The organism is Shewanella surugensis (genome assembly GCF_023284005.1).
Taxonomy (GTDB): domain Bacteria; phylum Pseudomonadota; class Gammaproteobacteria; order Enterobacterales; family Shewanellaceae; genus Shewanella; species Shewanella surugensis.
The window spans coordinates 1-16,234 of the sequence record NZ_JAKIKS010000123.1 but is presented as its reverse complement, the minus strand read 5'-3'; the positions used below and the strand labels follow the sequence as shown (position 1 = coordinate 16,234).

14 protein-coding genes are annotated in these 16,234 nt (G+C 40.3%); 6 read left to right on the top strand and 8 right to left on the bottom strand.

Going from position 1 to position 16,234, the window contains the following annotated elements; all coding sequences use genetic code 11:
• Nucleotides 1–143 precede the first annotated feature (143 nt).
• Nucleotides 144–524 (top strand): avidin/streptavidin family protein, encoded by a 381-nt coding sequence (locus tag L2764_RS21780; RefSeq protein ID WP_283107118.1) that lies wholly within the window; start codon nucleotides 144–146, stop codon nucleotides 522–524.
• A gap of 169 nt (nucleotides 525–693) precedes the next feature.
• On the opposite strand, the gene L2764_RS21775 is transcribed toward L2764_RS21780, so the two are convergent.
• Nucleotides 694–1,029, bottom strand: coding sequence for a hypothetical protein (locus L2764_RS21775; RefSeq protein WP_248942441.1), 336 nt, complete (start codon nucleotides 1,027–1,029; stop codon nucleotides 694–696).
• Nucleotides 1,030–2,256: 1,227 nt separating this feature from the next.
• Here L2764_RS21775 and L2764_RS21770 point away from each other — a divergent pair.
• The gene (locus L2764_RS21770) at nucleotides 2,257–3,942 is read left to right on the top strand and encodes an acid phosphatase (protein WP_248942440.1); all 1,686 of its coding nucleotides are present in this window, start codon (nucleotides 2,257–2,259) and stop codon (nucleotides 3,940–3,942) included.
• A 233-nt stretch (nucleotides 3,943–4,175) separates the two neighbouring features.
• A complete protein-coding gene (locus L2764_RS21765) occupies nucleotides 4,176–5,171 on the top strand; it encodes an MBL fold metallo-hydrolase (RefSeq protein ID WP_248942439.1) in 996 nt (331 codons plus the stop codon).
• Nucleotides 5,172–5,360: 189 nt separating this feature from the next.
• Here L2764_RS21765 and miaE read toward each other — a convergent pair whose 3' ends face one another.
• The gene (gene miaE, locus L2764_RS21760; RefSeq protein WP_248942438.1) at nucleotides 5,361–6,191 is read right to left on the bottom strand and encodes a tRNA isopentenyl-2-thiomethyl-A-37 hydroxylase MiaE; all 831 of its coding nucleotides are present in this window, start codon (nucleotides 6,189–6,191) and stop codon (nucleotides 5,361–5,363) included.
• Between the two features lie 315 nt (nucleotides 6,192–6,506).
• On the opposite strand from miaE, the gene L2764_RS21755 reads away from it, so the two are divergent.
• Nucleotides 6,507–7,103: a Yip1 family protein gene (locus L2764_RS21755; protein WP_248942437.1), complete on the top strand. Its 597-nt coding sequence runs from the start codon at nucleotides 6,507–6,509 to the stop codon at nucleotides 7,101–7,103.
• A gap of 66 nt (nucleotides 7,104–7,169) precedes the next feature.
• On the opposite strand, the gene glnS is transcribed toward L2764_RS21755, so the two are convergent.
• The 3 genes from glnS to L2764_RS21740 all read right to left on the bottom strand — a co-directional run bounded on the left by glnS (nucleotide 7,170) and on the right by L2764_RS21740 (nucleotide 11,570).
• Nucleotides 7,170–8,840 (bottom strand): glutamine--tRNA ligase, encoded by a 1,671-nt coding sequence (gene glnS, locus L2764_RS21750; RefSeq protein WP_248942436.1) that lies wholly within the window; start codon nucleotides 8,838–8,840, stop codon nucleotides 7,170–7,172.
• A gap of 167 nt (nucleotides 8,841–9,007) precedes the next feature.
• On the bottom strand, nucleotides 9,008–11,338 hold the full coding sequence (gene feoB, locus L2764_RS21745; RefSeq protein ID WP_248942435.1) for a Fe(2+) transporter permease subunit FeoB: 2,331 nt from the start codon (nucleotides 11,336–11,338) through the stop codon (nucleotides 9,008–9,010).
• Nucleotides 11,331–11,570 (bottom strand): FeoA family protein, encoded by a 240-nt coding sequence (locus tag L2764_RS21740; RefSeq protein ID WP_248942434.1) that lies wholly within the window; start codon nucleotides 11,568–11,570, stop codon nucleotides 11,331–11,333. The genes feoB and L2764_RS21740 overlap by 8 nt, the downstream gene beginning before the upstream one ends.
• A gap of 271 nt (nucleotides 11,571–11,841) precedes the next feature.
• Here L2764_RS21740 and L2764_RS21735 point away from each other — a divergent pair, with 271 nt between their 5' ends.
• Together L2764_RS21735 and panP are read left to right on the top strand one after the other, a co-directional pair.
• On the top strand, nucleotides 11,842–12,018 hold the full coding sequence (locus L2764_RS21735) for a hypothetical protein (protein WP_248942433.1): 177 nt from the start codon (nucleotides 11,842–11,844) through the stop codon (nucleotides 12,016–12,018).
• A 101-nt stretch (nucleotides 12,019–12,119) separates the two neighbouring features.
• Nucleotides 12,120–13,766 carry a pyridoxal-dependent aspartate 1-decarboxylase PanP gene (gene panP, locus L2764_RS21730; RefSeq protein ID WP_248942432.1) on the top strand — a complete coding sequence of 549 codons (1,647 nt, stop codon included), beginning with the start codon at nucleotides 12,120–12,122 and terminating at the stop codon, nucleotides 13,764–13,766.
• 171 nt (nucleotides 13,767–13,937) lie between these two features.
• Here panP and L2764_RS21725 read toward each other — a convergent pair whose 3' ends face one another.
• Genes L2764_RS21725 through L2764_RS21715 form a run of 3 tightly spaced genes read right to left on the bottom strand, consistent with a single transcriptional unit; the run spans nucleotide 13,938 to nucleotide 15,901 of the window.
• Nucleotides 13,938–14,120, bottom strand: a complete 183-nt coding sequence (locus L2764_RS21725) for a hypothetical protein (RefSeq protein WP_248942431.1) — start codon at nucleotides 14,118–14,120, stop codon at nucleotides 13,938–13,940.
• Between the two features lie 41 nt (nucleotides 14,121–14,161).
• Entirely contained in the window at nucleotides 14,162–15,304 is a 1,143-nt protein-coding gene (locus L2764_RS21720) for an IS4 family transposase (protein ID WP_248942443.1), read from the bottom strand.
• A gap of 60 nt (nucleotides 15,305–15,364) precedes the next feature.
• Complete coding sequence (locus tag L2764_RS21715) at nucleotides 15,365–15,901, bottom strand: hypothetical protein (RefSeq protein WP_248942430.1); 537 nt, start codon at nucleotides 15,899–15,901, stop codon at nucleotides 15,365–15,367.
• Nucleotides 15,902–16,234 lie beyond the last annotated feature (333 nt).

The window sequence follows — 16,234 nt, the reverse complement described above, 5'->3', positions numbered from 1 at the left end:
TAAGGTGTTCGATCAGGGTCATTGGGTTACCTCTCAGAAAGTGAGGTGCGATTAGATCACAGTAATTCAGCAGATTCAATCTTTGTTAACAAAGTGCGATCCCGCCCTGTGTTGCAGACAACCTCACCTCTAGTCATTCATCAATGACTGGACTTTGGTATAATCATAGTCCTCAAGGTTGCTCCACTATGAATGTTATCAACAGGGTAGATACAGGTGCCTTTACTGGTCAGTATTCCAATGGCCAATCTGGCTGGTGTGCAAAATCTGGCGATTGGTTTCCTTTAACAGGCGCACTCACTTCAGAAAATGCCATTACTTTCACTGTAAAATGGAAAAATAGCAGTACAGATTGCAACTCAACCGCAGTATGGACTGGAAATAAAAAAGATAAGTTAATTAAAACAAAATGGGTATTAACCTCTTCAACAAGAGATCCTGTAACGGGCAGTGATACATTCACCCGAGATTGTCAATGCCGTCGTTGTCCTGAGCCTGAAGTAAAAAGTAAAACCAATAACTAAATGTTATCACCAAAGAAAAAATACCCCGATGCAAATGGTCATCGGGGTATTTTTTCTTGCGACATATCCCTTATCACTTTAATAAGAAACCAGCACTTAATATTAAAACGAATGAGGATAAAATGTGCATGACAGACTCTTAATAAGCGCCTTGCTTTATCACAGATTATTATCCAAACAAATAGCTGCCTAAATCATATGCACCTGCAGCAGCAAAACCCACTCCAGCACCAATACCCGCACCGATAGCCGCGCCATTATAAGCCGCTGCAGTAACCGCTGCAGTTGCACCAGCAACTGCACCAGGGGCCATTGCCGCTCCTAGTATCCAGCCTGCTGGTGCAAACGCTGCGAACGCTCCTCCAATAACGATAGCCGCTCCACCAACAGCCACGACTCCAGCAGCTGCACCGATCACTGCACCAACACCGATGGCACCCGTATATCCACCAACACTTAATCCACCGTTCACTTGCTCAATTTGACTCAGTGTTAATGTTTGCATTTTATTTCCTAAAATTGTTTATATGATGATTATATTCAAAGACAAAAGTCTTCTGATTAACATTATTCTATCGTCTTGCTTAATGATTTAAGTTCAATAAACAAGTCTACTTTTATCCGAAATTTTTATTTTCTAATAAAAAAGTCATCAATGGCAATAAGATTATTCCATCACAATACACGCTAAAATAATATGCAACAATGTTAGAGTAATGACTCTAAGCTGTAATTTATACCTTGGTTTATATCTAGTTTTAAATTTATTTAAAATCGCTATCCCCAATGACAAAATAAAACGTAAGCATATGTATAAAATAAATTAACCTAAGGTGTTTTATCTTCAAACATCAATATCAAGCAAATCATTTAAAATAAAGCACAGCTTAAAATGCTACACTTCTTTAAAATACATCGCATTTATTAACAGATCAACCCACAATGAGTTACATTAAAAATAACAATCACAACTTAAATCGTCATTGCGATACATGTCACAGCCCTCCCGATAATCCATACCCAAAGAGAGCACTCTTATACTCTACAACATCGACTTAACTTAAATTCATTCCAACTCAATAATACAATGTTAAATTGTGATTAATACATCTGTACTCGCGATAATAATTGCCGTATAGATTTTTATACCTAAACTAAAAAATTAATGATTTTCAGCTTTATCATATTACTATTACTTTATGCCAAAACTATTGTCCATAATTGCCCGCTGATGACTTCTATTTTCATTATTCTTTTTTTAGTCACACTTTCCGATAAAGAGGCTGCAATAGAAAACGTTTTAATAAAAAAGCTCTCTAAGGTTTAGATGTGACTTAATCGTTTTATTCTAATCCAACAAACAAATATTAAGTGAACCATGAGTAAATAACCCGTAATCATTAAGTCATATAAAAGTGAATAATCACTTAATCCCCCATTTAATATCACTGAATGACTTTTGTTATTTTAACATTTACTTATTCGACATTAAAAACACCTCTCAACCACTAAAGCAATGAATATTAAGCAAATAATACTAGTGTTATTTGAAATTATTACCTTGTAAATAATATTCAGCCGATTTAATACTACCAAATAGAGTAAATATAAGCATGGCACTCACCATTCAATCCTCAAGCATTATCTGGCATTCTCATGCGTATGCGGTTGCCCTGAAAGAGAACAATTGTTGGGGTAAACAATTTTTTATTTATAAATTAGGGGAAGATGAGTGAAAGATCCTAAAGATAAACGTGCTAGCGAGACTTCAAATAAACTCAGTCGCCGTCGTTTTTTAAGTGGAGTTGCTGCAATAAGTGCGGGTGCCTCACTCAATGCATATGGCTTAAATAGCGATAATAAAAACATACCCAAAACAGCATTGCTTTCACCAACAGAAATAGATACAGCACTACAAAAAAATGTGAAGAACATCGTCGTTATTTATGCCGAAAACCGAAGTTTTAATAATCTTTTCAGCGACTTCCCAGGCCTTGAGCAACCATTATCATCACTGAAAGCAGCTCAGTATCAACAACGGGATAGAAACGGAGATATCCTTGATACGCTTCCCGAAATATGGGGAGGTTGTGTCCAGCTAGGTCCCCAGAATGTCAACGGTGTGGATTATCCCACTGATGTTCAATACCAAACCAACTTACCTAACGCCCCTTTTGCGTTAAAGGGACCTAATGGAGAAGATTTACCTTTTGGGCTTGTCACGAGAGATCTTTGGCATGTATTTTATCAAAATCAAATGCAAATTAATGGTGGAAAGAACGATCACTTTGCTGCATGGGCAGATTCAGGTGCCTTGACTATGGGGCACTATGGACAAAGCCGTTACTCTCTACGTCTATGGAATGTTGCCAAAGAGTTCGTACTGTGTGATAACTTCTTCCAAGGAGCCTTTGGTGGATCTTTTCTTAATCATCAATATTTAATCAGTGCAACTGTGCCTTTTTATCCGAACGTACATCGTTCGCCAGCTAAAACACAAATAGCAACACTACAAACACATAATCCCCTCGATACTCGATTAAAGCCATTGAAAAGCTCCCCAGAAAGCGCAATGGATGGGCCACCTGAATTTGGTCCCAGCGCATTAACACCTGACGGGTATGCCGTTAATACCATGGCGCCGCCTTATTGGCCAAGCTGGAGTCGAGATCCAAAACAACCCGATTATGCAAAATGGGACGAACCCAATACATTAGTCCCACAAACCCATGAACATATTGGAGACAAACTCTCTAAAAAGAACATTGAATGGGCGTGGTATGCTGGAGCGTGGTCTGCCACAATTGAGGAGTATAAAGACTCAGACGGGATCCCTAAAATCCCTAATTTCCAATATCACCACCAGCCTTTTAATTACTTTAAAGCACAAGGGCCTGAACACCCCATTGAACGCAGTAAACGTTTACGTGACGCAGGGCTCGGTAATGACTCAAGTACAAACAAATTTTTCCAAGATGTAGAAGCGGGAAAGTTACCCCCAGTCACTTTTTACAAACCCCAAGGCAACCTCAATATGCATGCGGGTTATGCCGATATAGAATCTGGCGATAGACACATCGACAGAACATTAAAAGTCTTACAAGAAAGTCCCCAGTGGGACAATATGGTAGTCGTTGTCACCACGGATGAAAATGGCGGCTGGTGGGATCATGTTGCGCCACCTAAAGGGGATAGATGGGGCCCAGGATCACGTATTGCAGCACTCGTTGTTTCTCCTTTCTCACGTAAAGGTTTAGTCGATCATACTCACTATGATACGGCTTCGATACTGCGTTTAATCACTCGTGTATTTGACTTAGAAATCTTAGACGGCATCACACAAAGAGATAAGGAAATGATAGCGCGAGATCAAACCCCTTTTGGTGATTTAACCAATGCACTCACTTTCTCGCGTTAATACTCTTTACTTTAGTTCATCATTTAGGGCCTTTAATCAAAGGCTCTCATTTCACCCTATATCTCATACCAAAATAAGAACAATCATTCACTATAAGCTAAAAATAACCCTTTAGAACACGGTTAACCACGTCAACTCTAAACCTCTAAATTCAATGTCAATTTGATTAAATGTTATATTCCTAACTCTCTTGTTATGCTAGTTTAAAAAAAAGATCAAGAATTAAGGACGTTATGCTGTTACATAAGATACAAACACAGATATTCACTCTAGTGATGCTACTCACGCCTCTTTTCAGCTATGCAGCCAGTGAAAACACACCACTCACAGCCACCATTATTGGCTCAGGCTCCCCTATTTATAACGAAAAAAGAGCCAGTGCAAGTGTCCTAATATCGAATGGGAATACACAGCTTTTAGTGGATATGGGCAATGGGACTCAAGCTAATTTAGCCAAACTTGGAATTGATACACGTACTTTATCAGGCTTATTATTTACTCACCATCATCTCGATCATAACGAAGAATTTGTGCCCATATTTATCCGCTCTTTGTTAGGTCGACAGCACTTTAGCATTATCGGACCGCCTAACACGGTTAAGCTTACGCAACAAAATCTTGACCTCTACAGTGACGATATTGCTTACCGACTCGGAAAAACCAACAGACAACTATCTTATCGCGAAAAAGCTTTTGACGTAAAAGAGTTACAAGGTGGGGAGTCATTTACAATAAACAACATTCGAATATCGACCATTCAAGTCCCCCATAGCATACACACGATTGCTTACCGTTTTGATTATCAAGGACAATCAATAGTTGTAACAGGCGATCTGACTTATTCAAAAAATCTTGTCACGCTGGCCAAAGATGCAGACATTATGATCATCGACTCTGGTGGTATGGTGATGGAAAATGGAAAAAAGAATAAACGGCGCAATAAACAAAAAGCACAGCAAGAAAATAAACAAGCTCTAAGCAGCCGCGAGAGAAATGAGAGACAAGGTAAAAATAATCATACTCCGCGTATTCGCGCACATCTAAACTTGGCTGAATCAAGTTTATTGGCAAAACAAGCCAATGTGAATACATTGGTTTATACCCACTTTGTGTCGGGAATTGTCGATAAAGAAGCCAGCTTAAAGATTATCCGGAAGCAATACAGCGGCAAGGTCATTTTTGGCAAAGACTTAATGTTAATCGATACGCCAGATAAACATAATCCCTAAAAATTGATAATACTAAAGGGGAAAAGCAGATGTTTCCCCTTTCAGTGTGAATTTGATCTCCCGCTAAAAGATCACATGCTTAAGCTCACAATTTCTCAACCAACAATACCTAAACTAGTAATGCCTAAACCTAACATTAGCGGCGTCTTAATTAACTAAGACACAAGAAGTAAAAATGCTACACACTCACTATTTTGGTGTACCACTGTGAAATTTAAAATCGCTATCAGGCATTGAAATCAACTCAGCCTCCACAGTCGCGAACAATGCTATGCGTGATTGAATATCTTCTTTAACGGACTGATTTGATATTTTCTTCGGCTTTTTATTCGTCCCCGAATTCGACATCGTTTCAGCAATCGACTCGGCTAAGGTTAAATAGTCCTGATAATGACGCGCCTCAGATCGCAATAATGACACATAAAATTTATTGAGTTCATCATCTAAATGCGGTGCTAGCACGGCAAAGCGCTCACAAGAACGCGCTTCAATGAAGGCCGCTGCAATCAACTTATCGACTAAAGCGGCAGGCTCAAAAGTGCGAATTTGCTTCATCATGCCTTTCGCATAACGTCCGGCATTCATATTTTGATACTCAATTCCTCGCGTATGCATCAACGCCAATACTTGCTCAAAATGATGAAACTCTTCTTTAATTAAACGCACCATTTTAGCAATTAACTCGGGAGCCTTGGCAAAATGGGCGTTGGGTGTCAGCTCACCTATCGCTGCATTTTTTTGTGCACGACGCAGTAAAAACTGGCCAATATCCCTGTCTTTTTGATAAACAAAGTCCTCATAAGGCTTAGCCCAAGCGAGTAACGTCTTACCACTTTCAGCATCAACAGCATATTTTCTCAATAAAAACATCGCTGTCTGTGCTGCTTTTAATTCACAATTACAATGATCGATCAGTAACGGAGATAAGTTTTCAGGTAAAGCCGCCTTTTGGATCCATGATACTGGGGTTTCACATTTTAAAAAGCTCAAAATAGGCGTAAGGAGTAGTTGAGTCGACACGTTTAACAAATCTCAAGACAGTGATGAAACATAAACATGATTTTATCAGTAAAAACACCGTTCCCCCATGATTAAATCAGGTTAATTCTGTTTATTTTTACAAAAATGCCAAATCAAGCTAACGTAATAAGAAGCATTAAAAAGATGTAAGAATGACGAAGAAAGTCCCCCACCACTTTTATGAATAAGCCGTGATTTCTCACTTAATGCCCCTTGACATTGATACCTTTTTGTTCAATAAATAACCACAGAGCTGTAACAAGTTCGTTTCGCTGTTTGACGAGCATCCTCAAATGCTAGACAAAGGTAATGATCATGATTTTAAATCATTTAATGGGGCTTTACACACACCCAAAAGAAGAATGGCACACGATTGAGAAAAACCATGAAGCGTTAAAAAGTAGCCTTAGTCATATCCTTTTAATCACGCTTATTCCGGTTATTTGTACTTTTATTGCCACCACGTATATCGGTTGGGATCTCGGCATTGGTGAGCGCCACTTCTTGACCGTACGCAGTGCCTTCTTTATGAGTTTATCCATGTATGTCGGTTTGTTGGCAGGCACCTTTATCCTTGCTTACCTCATTTTTTGGATGGCTAAAACCTTCGATGCTAAACCCACTTATACTCAATCCTTAGAGCTTGTCGCCTATACGGCAACGCCTTTATTCATGGTCGGTTTTGCCACTTTATTTCCCGTACTCTGGTTTATCATGATCATTGGCTTAATCGGTTTAGCTTATTCCGTTTACCTACTGTTTACGGGAGTGCCTATCATCATGAATATCCATGAAGATAAAAGTATTGTTTATACCCTATCAGTACTCACAGCAGGCTTTATTTTATTAAGTGCATTGATGGGAACCAGCGCTATTCTATGGAGTTGGGGACTCGCACCTGTCTATCAATGATCCCGTAACAGGCACAAAAAAACCGACAATCAATGTCGGTTTTTTATATGTCTAAAGGTGAATCAATTAAGCGAAAGTATCTCTTAACGGCACCGTTAGGTTAAACACTAAGTGATCACAACTTGAGTCTTTATTGTCAGCGCAGAAATAGCCTTCACGTTCAAACTGGTATGTTTTTTCTGCTTTCGCATGCATTAAATTGGCTTCAACCACACCTTGTTTAATCACAAGAGAGTTCGGGTTTAGCACATCTTCAATGCTATCGGCAGCGGCAGGATTAACATCCGTGAAGAGTCTATCAAATAAACGAAACTCGGCATTTTTGGCCGTACTGGCTTCAACCCAATGAATAACTCCTTTAACTTTACGGCCATCACTTGGATTTTTACCTAAGGTTTCATCATCATAAGTACAATAAATCGTCGTGATATTACCTTCATAATCTTTATCACAACGCTCAGATTTAATGACATAAGCATTACGTAAACGCACTTCTTTGCCTTGTACTAAACGCTTATATTTTTTATTGGCTTCTTCACGAAAATCATCGGCATCAATAAAAATTTCACGACTAAATGCCAATGGCCTTTTGCCCATTTCTTCAATATTGGGATGCACCGGCGCCATGATCTCTTCAATTTTAGCTTCAGGATAATTCTCGATAATAATTTTAACCGGATTAATCACTGCCATCGCCCGGGGAGCATGTTCATTGAGCTCTTCTCGAATACACGCATCGAGCATCGCCACTTCAATCATGTTCTCTTGCTTAGTCACACCAATACGCTTACAAAATTCACGAATAGAAGCAGCTGTATAGCCACGACGACGCAAACCTGCGATGGTGGGCATACGCGCATCATCCCAACCTGTCACCACATTGTTGACCACTAAATCATTCAGCTTGCGCTTCGACATTAAGGTGTATTCAAGATTCAGACGCGAAAATTCATATTGACGAGTGCGGTTGTCGGCTTGAAAATCATCTAAATGATCCAATACCCAATCATACAAGCGACGATTATCTTGAAACTCTAATGTGCATAACGAATGGGTGATGTTTTCAATGGCATCAGAAATACAATGAGTGAAATCATACATGGGGTAAATACACCACTTATCACCAGTTTGATGATGATGTGCAAAACGAACGCGATAAATAATCGGATCGCGCATACACATGAAAGGTGATGCCATATCAATTTTAGCTCTGAGGGCACACTCACCTTCCTTGAACTCACCTAAACGCATTCTTTCAAATAAGGCTAAGTTATCTACAACACTGGAGTCTCTATATGGGCTGTTCTTACCCGGTACTTTCAGCGTACCTCGGTATTCACGTGTCTCTTCGCTATTAAGAAAACACACATAAGCCAAGTTTTTATTGATAAGTTCCACTGCATATTGATGTAACTTATCAAAGTAATTTGATGAGTAACAAATTTCACCCGCCCATTGAAAACCAAGCCATTGCACATCTTCCTGAATAGAATGAACATAGTCTATGTCTTCTTTTTCAGGATTGGTATCATCAAAACGTAAATTACATTGACCTTGATAATCCTGCGCGATACCAAAATTAAGGCAAATTGACTTAGCATGACCAATATGCAAAAAGCCGTTTGGCTCAGGGGGAAAGCGAGTATGCACCTTTGTGTGCTTACCAGTTTCAAGATCTTCATCTATGATATTACGAATGAAGTTACTAGGACGTACTTCGGTGTCCACTTGACTCATGGAATGCCTCTCAAGGACAGGATTAAAAGATAAAAAAGCATGATCCTATAGATCACCTCGAGATACAACGATCCACGCTGAAAAATAACAATAATAGTAAAAAATAATGGTTTCTAATGTAAAAAGCAGCGAATACTCGCTGCTTTTTACGCGGCTGGGCTAAAAAGTTATTCGGTGATCACTTTAACATTTGGAATAATATTCTGTGTACGACGACCTTTTCGTTTTAACCAAAAGTAAAAAACAGTCAAAGCCCCGCCAAAAAAGCCACTCCAAAGCGCAGATTGAAGCGGATGATCTGTCATCGTAGCCATCTGGTAGAACACCGCTGAAGTGCCATAAGCCAGTCCAAAAGTCCAAGTGGCCGCAAATACAGTCCAGCGTGGACCAAACTCATTCACCATTGCTCCCATGGCAGCCACACAAGGGGTATAAAGCAAAATGAATAATAAATAAGCAAAGGCAGCAGTAAGACTTGAAAAACCTGACTTTAATGCAATGAATGTATTGGTGCTCACCGATTGCTCTTCTGCAGCGGATTGCACCGATGACACATCACCCACCGAAAGTGATAACGGATCGTCTAATGAAATACCAAACAAGTTCGCCGGAATGGTCGCTAATGCTTCTTTAAAAGACACTGATAATGGGGTTAACGTCCCCCTGTTATCCTCACCTCCTGAATACAAGCTATTTAACGTGCCCACTACAGCTTCTTTAGCAAAAAGGCCGGTAATTATCCCCACCGTCGCAGGCCAATTATCGGTTTCGATCCCCATAGGTGAAAAGAAAGGCGTGACCTTTTGACTCGCCACACTGAGCACCGACTCAGCACTATCTTGATGACCAAAACTGCCATCTGTGCCAATGGAATTAACAAAATTTAGTAAGGTCACCACGATAACGATGGTTTTCCCTGCCCCCATAATAAACCCTTTTGTCCGCTTACCGGTGCGATTCATCACAGCCCTAAACTTCGGTCTTTCATAGCTGGGCAGCTCCATCACCACCGAGCTGCTCGTGCCCGGTAATATCGTTGAGCGCAATAGCAGCCCAGTGCCAATGGCGGCAAGAATGCCAATAATATACAAACCAAAGACGAGATTTTGCCCCGTATGAGGGAAAAAAGCCGCCGCAAATAAAGCATAGACAGGTAAACGCGCCCCACAAGACATAAACGGCGTCATCATGCCAGTGACAATACGCTCACGTTCGCTACCTAAGGTACGCGTCGACATAATGGCCGGCACTGAACAGCCAAATCCAACAATCATAGGAACGAATGCTCGCCCAGGTAGACCAATGCGACGCATTAATCCATCAACCACAAAGGCGGCTCTCGCCATATAGCCCGAGCCTTCTAGAATAGATAACATTAGAAATAACGCAGCAATCACAGGGATAAAGGTCGCTACCGTCTGGATCCCCTGCCCAACCCCCCCGGCTAAAATCGTCACCAACCATGCGGGTGTCCCGACCTGACTTAATAACGCACCAAAATGATCGACAAATAACGCCCCCGCACTGATATCAAAGAAATCAATAAAAGCACTGCCCACGTTGATACTGACCATAAAGAGTAAATACATCACCAATAAAAATATCGGTATCCCTAAAACGGGATGTAACACGAACTTATCTAACTTATCCGTCAACGTTTCATCCTGACCACTTTTCACCGAACTGACAAATACCTTTTCAACATAATTAAACCGAGTGGTAGCAAGAAAAATATCAATATCGTCACTCGACATGGATAACGTATCGACCTCATTATCAGCGGTTGTTTTATTCGCATTGATTTTGAAACTATTGCTATCGGAGCTATTGGCACTGCCACACCCTTGAGAGCTCGCTGAGATACTCGCCAGTTTAGCCAACGCACCACTGCGAGTTAATTGAGGGTCTTGGCTCAAAATTTGGCTAACTTCAGCTTCGAGTGCAGTACCATAGTCAAGTAATAATGGCGCTTCAGACACTTGCCCTTTTAATAATGACACCACCTGCAACTTAACTTTGTCGATGTCTTTATTATCTCTTGAACATACCGCAACCACTGGGCATCCCAGTGCTTGGCTCATTTGCTCAACATCAATGTCCATACCACGGGCTAAGGCGACATCTATTTTATTCAGCACAACCACTAAGGGGATCCCTAGTTCCCGTAGTTGCACCGTTAAATAAAGGTGTCTTTCGATGTTAGTGGCGTCAACAAGATTGATGATGCCATCCATTTTCTCTTTCGCTAAATAGACTTGTGCAATGCGCTCATCTAAAGAGCAGTCACAGCTATTTCCTGCAGGAAGTAAATCATAGATACCCGGTAAGTCGGTGAGATATACATCGGTATTTTCCAGCGTAAAGCGGCCGATTTTCTTTTCTACGGTCACACCAGACCAATTACCGACTTGCTGATTAGCACCCGTTAATGCATTAAATAGCGTTGATTTACCCGCATTGGGGTTGCCGACGGTAACGCAATGAAATTCTTTAACCATTGGTTTTTTCTACCTCAATAATATCGGCTAAATCATGACGCATGCATAATTTGCTGCCACGTAAATCTAGCTCAACTCCTGAGCCCATCGGCGCTCTGCGGAGCAAAGAAAAACGGGTATTAGGGGTAATGCCCATGGATAGTAATTTTCGTTTTACGGCAAGCGGCAGTGTCATCTGTCCAACAGCGGAGATGATGGCGTTATCGCCTGGGCTTAGTTCACTTAACTTCATTGCGCATTTACCTTTTGAAGAACGCAGCCCGCTGGGGGTCGTCGCTAATTAAGGGGGGGAAGTCACTATGTTTGGGTTATTAACAGCGATTAATCACAAAGCTCACAGCTTATGAAATGAATGAAAAACCGATAGCAATATACTCATTGGAAACTATTATCTGCTTTATAAAATATAAAAACAAATTAAATAACAATCATTATCACTTACGAATAGATCTTAGCATTCAAGGAGATTAAAGCGAGCTACCCCCCATAAAAGTAGAGCATTTATGCTTAAATATCATCAAACAAACTTAACCACATTTGGCTTTCAGCTCATTATCGACACCAGTTCCCCTTCATTTTATCCATCAACCGATTTTTGCGGCCTAGTCTTACCAAAGCCGATTGATATTGATGTCACAAAAGAGAATAATCAATTCATTCCCCCATCATTTATTGCTTGATGCCCCCTGCGGCATACAGTAAAGTAAGTGCCCATTTTGACAGACAAACGTCACCGTTAATTCTGTTGTTCAAGTTTGATAGGTAAGAGATAGCAAGAGTCATGACATCTAAACGCGCCACCGCCTCAGAAGACGCATTATTACGCATTTTTACGCTGCCTGAAGCCCCTGATTCAACGCTGAGTGTGATAGAGCAAAACCTGTCTCATAACCTAATGGGCTTTTTAAAAGACAGTATTGTCGCCATTGAAAAGCCGTTAACAGAAATTGAACGAGACTTTCAACAACATCAAATTCCAGAAATGCCCCAGTTTGTGTCTGATTACGCTGATGACATGATGGCAAATTTGGTAGCCCATTCGGTGCATACTTCTTCTCCCAGCTTTATCGGGCATATGACCTCTGCGCTACCCTATTTTGTTTTACCCTTATCTAAAATGATGGTTGGACTTAATCAGAATTTAGTCAAAATAGAAACATCTAAAGCCTTTACCCCCCTAGAACGTCAAGTACTGGGTATGATGCACCACCTTATTTATCAGCAAGATGAACATTTTTATCAACATTGGATGCACAGCGCGAATGACTCTCTGGGGGCTTTCTGCTCTGGGGGCACTGTTGCCAACATTACGGCATTGTGGACTGCTCGAAATCAGTTACTCAAAGCCGACGGAGACTATAAAGGTGTGTCTACTCAAGGTCTAATGAAGGGATTACGCCATTATGGCTTTAATGATTTAGCGATTTTAGTCTCACAACGAGGACATTACTCGTTAGGAAAAACGGCGGATTTATTAGGCATTGGCCGAGAAAACATCATTCAAGTGCCCACAAAAGAAAATAATAAAGTCGATGTCGAGCAAATGCGAACCATTGCCAGCAAGCTTCAAATTAATAATATAAAAGTGATGGCGATAGTCGGCGTCGCGGGCACCACTGAAACGGGTAATATCGATCCTTTGGATGAATTAGCCAATCTCTCTGAAGAACTGAGTTGTCATTTTCATGTCGATGCCGCTTGGGGTGGCGCTTCCTTATTATCCAATAAATATCGCCACTTGTTAAAAGGTATAGAGCGTGCCGACTCTGTTACTATTGATGCCCACAAACAGTTATATGTGCCCATGGGCGCGGGCATGGTGTTATTTAAAGATCCGACCTTTGCCAATGCCATTAAGCATCATGCTGAATATATTCTTCGCCAAGGCTCTAAAGACTTAGGCAGCCAGACTCTGGAAGGCTCTCGCCCCGGTATGGCCATGCTGGTGCATGCTTGCTTACAAATCATTGGTCGCGATGGATATGAAATCCTCATCAATAATAGCCTAGAAAAAGCGCGCTATTTTGCAAGGCTTATCCATCAACAAGATGATTTTGAACTGGTGACCGAACCAGAGCTCTGCCTATTAACCTATCGTTATTTGCCTCATTCAGTACAACAACTGATACAAGCGGCGAGAGATAGCGGTGATAAAAAAACACTTACCACGATTAATCAACTCCTAGATGGACTGACGCAATATATTCAAAAACGGCAACGAGAGCAAGGCACCTCTTTTGTTTCACGCACGCGTATTCAAGCAGAACCTTTAATTGATAACCCTTCTATTGTTTTTCGCGTCGTGCTAGCCAACCCCTTAACCAATCATGATATTTTAAAAGACATTCTGATAGAGCAAATCAGCATTGCACGGCAAGATACACAACATTTACCTCAGCTATTAGCGCTCACGAATAGCTGTAATTAATATCAACGAATAAATACCACCGAATAACTTCCGCACTTTTAATTAGCAGATTCCGCCTGACTCGGTGCCTGCTAATCCATACATTCGTTCATCGTACTCATTTCCCTCTTTTTCACATAAAAAAACACCGCTATACGAATATAAGCAGTGTTTTTCTAACTATTAAAATAATTATAAGGGGTTTTTATTTCCACCAGAATTACTGCACTGAGGAGCCGTTCCTATACCATAGGAGCTAGAACCATTATCTAACTTCACTCGATAACGAACTGATTTACTTCCAGTATTAGTGCTTAAATCATAGCCAATTAATGATCTGGGTACACCATTATAAATCAGTTTATCCGGAAACATTCCTACTGCCGCATCTTAGAGATCCCCTCATTTTTTGATCTTTAAATAATGCCGAATATTGATCGATATATATGATGTTGTTCAAGGTATCGATTAAAATTATCCATCAATGGCTTTGCCCATTCTTCTCGCATTCCAGGTAACAATTCATAATATTCACACCCTTGGCGGAATAATGAATCAGTGCGCGTTTTGCTGGTATTCACCTTCAATATATTCTCTAAATCCGCATCCTCACCCGCTTTCCCTAAGAGCGTCAGTAAACCTATCGTTATCGCGCTAAGCAAAAATAATCTATCTATTCTAGTGGGTGAGCGAGTATAGGTTGCACTCATTCCCATGCCAAATCGGTCGTTCTTGATATCCCTAAATGTCGTTTCTATTCCCCAGCGTTTTCCATATAAAGTCAATATTTTACAACTGGCTAGATCATTTCGACTCGAAGCAAGATGCCAGGCTTCTTTCATGTCTTTCTTTTTACAACAAATAACCCTGGCAACATCTTGTCTGTTACCCGTTATTTGCACATGCTTAAGCGTCTTAGTTTGGCCACTTGGCAATAGCCATGCTTTGATAGGAAATAACGCCCCTGAGGCATCGGTCACTTTAATGTTAGATTTTATCCGGATAATGAAATCGAAATGCAATTCATGTTGGATAAAGCCAAATAATGCCGTATCGCCAAAGCCTCTATCTGCAACAACCGTGACTCGGACATCTTGTGGGATCACTTCTCTGAGTTTGACCAATAACTCATCTTCGTAATGATTGCGATTACCTTTAAGTCCATGGCGACGATGAGTTTTCCACAGTAACGGTGTATTCCTACCGTGTTTTGTTTGTATGCTCAGCACTATGCTGGAATGCTCATCGCTATCAAACTCCGTCCAATCAAGAGACACCACGATTTGTTTGCGAGCACCGACCACATAAGGCACCCAAGAAGTAAATAATGACCAAACATTCAATTTGGGATTGCTGAGTAAGCGGTCAACTTGTTTTATAGATGATTTGGGTTTGAGTTTTTTGGCTGTTGCTAAGCCTTTACCAATGGTATGAATAGCCAATGAGCCTTTTTGAATAACGCCGTGGGTGGCATTTGCTAAAGAATGAACACGCTTTGCGTGCATATCATGGCCAAAAATATTGTCTCTATATTGATTAATTCTATCGTGGGTAAGCATCAGATCATTAAATGAAAATGGATAAAAAGAGACTGCCACAACCTACAACCCTTGTCACGCCTAGTTTTTATGAGGGGATTGATAAGCTGCCGCATACACCTTCATATTATTAGCGCTAGTATTCGTCAAGAATATAAAAATAGTTCCTTTTCTCGTACTATTACGACATGAACCATATTCATAATAAGTTGATTCAGGGAACGGTTGTATAGCGGTATATTGAGTTTTATATGAAATAATTTCTTCTTTTACATATGAAGAAGATAGCTTTTCAATAGCTTTACATGCATAAGCGTACTTCTCTGTAGTTATACCCTCACTGAGATCAATATAGGATGCATATACAGTCTTTGTAGGCCATGCATTACTTGTAGCCTGACTTTTCGTAATATATATTGTATCCGATTTTAAAATATTAGGATCTTGAGAAGTCATCACAACTTTGAATTCACATCTCGCAGACCCATAATATAACGTAGTCGATTTAATTTGATCAGGAACCACTTCACTGTCCCAATCATCATAATATGTTCCTGCCATGGCAGTGCTAGATAATAAATACATAAATACTGGTAAAAACTTTAATTTAGCAGTCATGAAACATATTTCAAACCTTTACATCACTTAGGCTGGAAATATGAAACAAGCGTGACATTATCAAAATGTAACAATCTATTTTAAAACAACTTAATTATTGGATAACAATACAGAGTGGCCGTTTCATAAAGTTTAAGTATATTGTTCACAAAGTATTTAACTATTTAACTATTTAACTGGTAACATATCCATAAAATTTCAAGATACTCCCTCCAAGGGAGCAGCCAGGGCGGGAGCATACTTTGTCGGATAATTAACCAAAGAAAACTTTTGCCCTGTAATCATCGTCCCAACTCGCCTTTTTTAGCTTATTTCGCTGACTTGGCGCACCGC

What these genes read in the sequence shown, in the direction of transcription:
- L2764_RS21740 (WP_248942434.1), bottom strand. Translation starts at nt 11,570, where the DNA reads ATGAAGTTAAGTGAACTAAGCCCAGGCGATAACGCCATCATCTCCGCT.
- panP (WP_248942432.1), top strand. Translation starts at nt 12,120, where the DNA reads ATGACATCTAAACGCGCCACCGCCTCAGAAGACGCATTATTACGCATT.
- L2764_RS21775 (WP_248942441.1), bottom strand. Translation starts at nt 1,029, where the DNA reads ATGCAAACATTAACACTGAGTCAAATTGAGCAAGTGAACGGTGGATTA.
- L2764_RS21720 (WP_248942443.1), bottom strand. Translation starts at nt 15,304, where the DNA reads ATGCTTACCCACGATAGAATTAATCAATATAGAGACAATATTTTTGGC.
- L2764_RS21725 (WP_248942431.1), bottom strand. Translation starts at nt 14,120, where the DNA reads ATGTTTCCGGATAAACTGATTTATAATGGTGTACCCAGATCATTAATT.
- L2764_RS21780 (WP_283107118.1), top strand. Translation starts at nt 144, where the DNA reads ATGACTGGACTTTGGTATAATCATAGTCCTCAAGGTTGCTCCACTATG.
- feoB (WP_248942435.1), bottom strand. Translation starts at nt 11,338, where the DNA reads ATGGTTAAAGAATTTCATTGCGTTACCGTCGGCAACCCCAATGCGGGT.
- glnS (WP_248942436.1), bottom strand. Translation starts at nt 8,840, where the DNA reads ATGAGTCAAGTGGACACCGAAGTACGTCCTAGTAACTTCATTCGTAAT.
- L2764_RS21715 (WP_248942430.1), bottom strand. Translation starts at nt 15,901, where the DNA reads ATGACTGCTAAATTAAAGTTTTTACCAGTATTTATGTATTTATTATCT.
- L2764_RS21755 (WP_248942437.1), top strand. Translation starts at nt 6,507, where the DNA reads ATGATTTTAAATCATTTAATGGGGCTTTACACACACCCAAAAGAAGAA.
- L2764_RS21735 (WP_248942433.1), top strand. Translation starts at nt 11,842, where the DNA reads ATGCTTAAATATCATCAAACAAACTTAACCACATTTGGCTTTCAGCTC.
- L2764_RS21765 (WP_248942439.1), top strand. Translation starts at nt 4,176, where the DNA reads ATGCTGTTACATAAGATACAAACACAGATATTCACTCTAGTGATGCTA.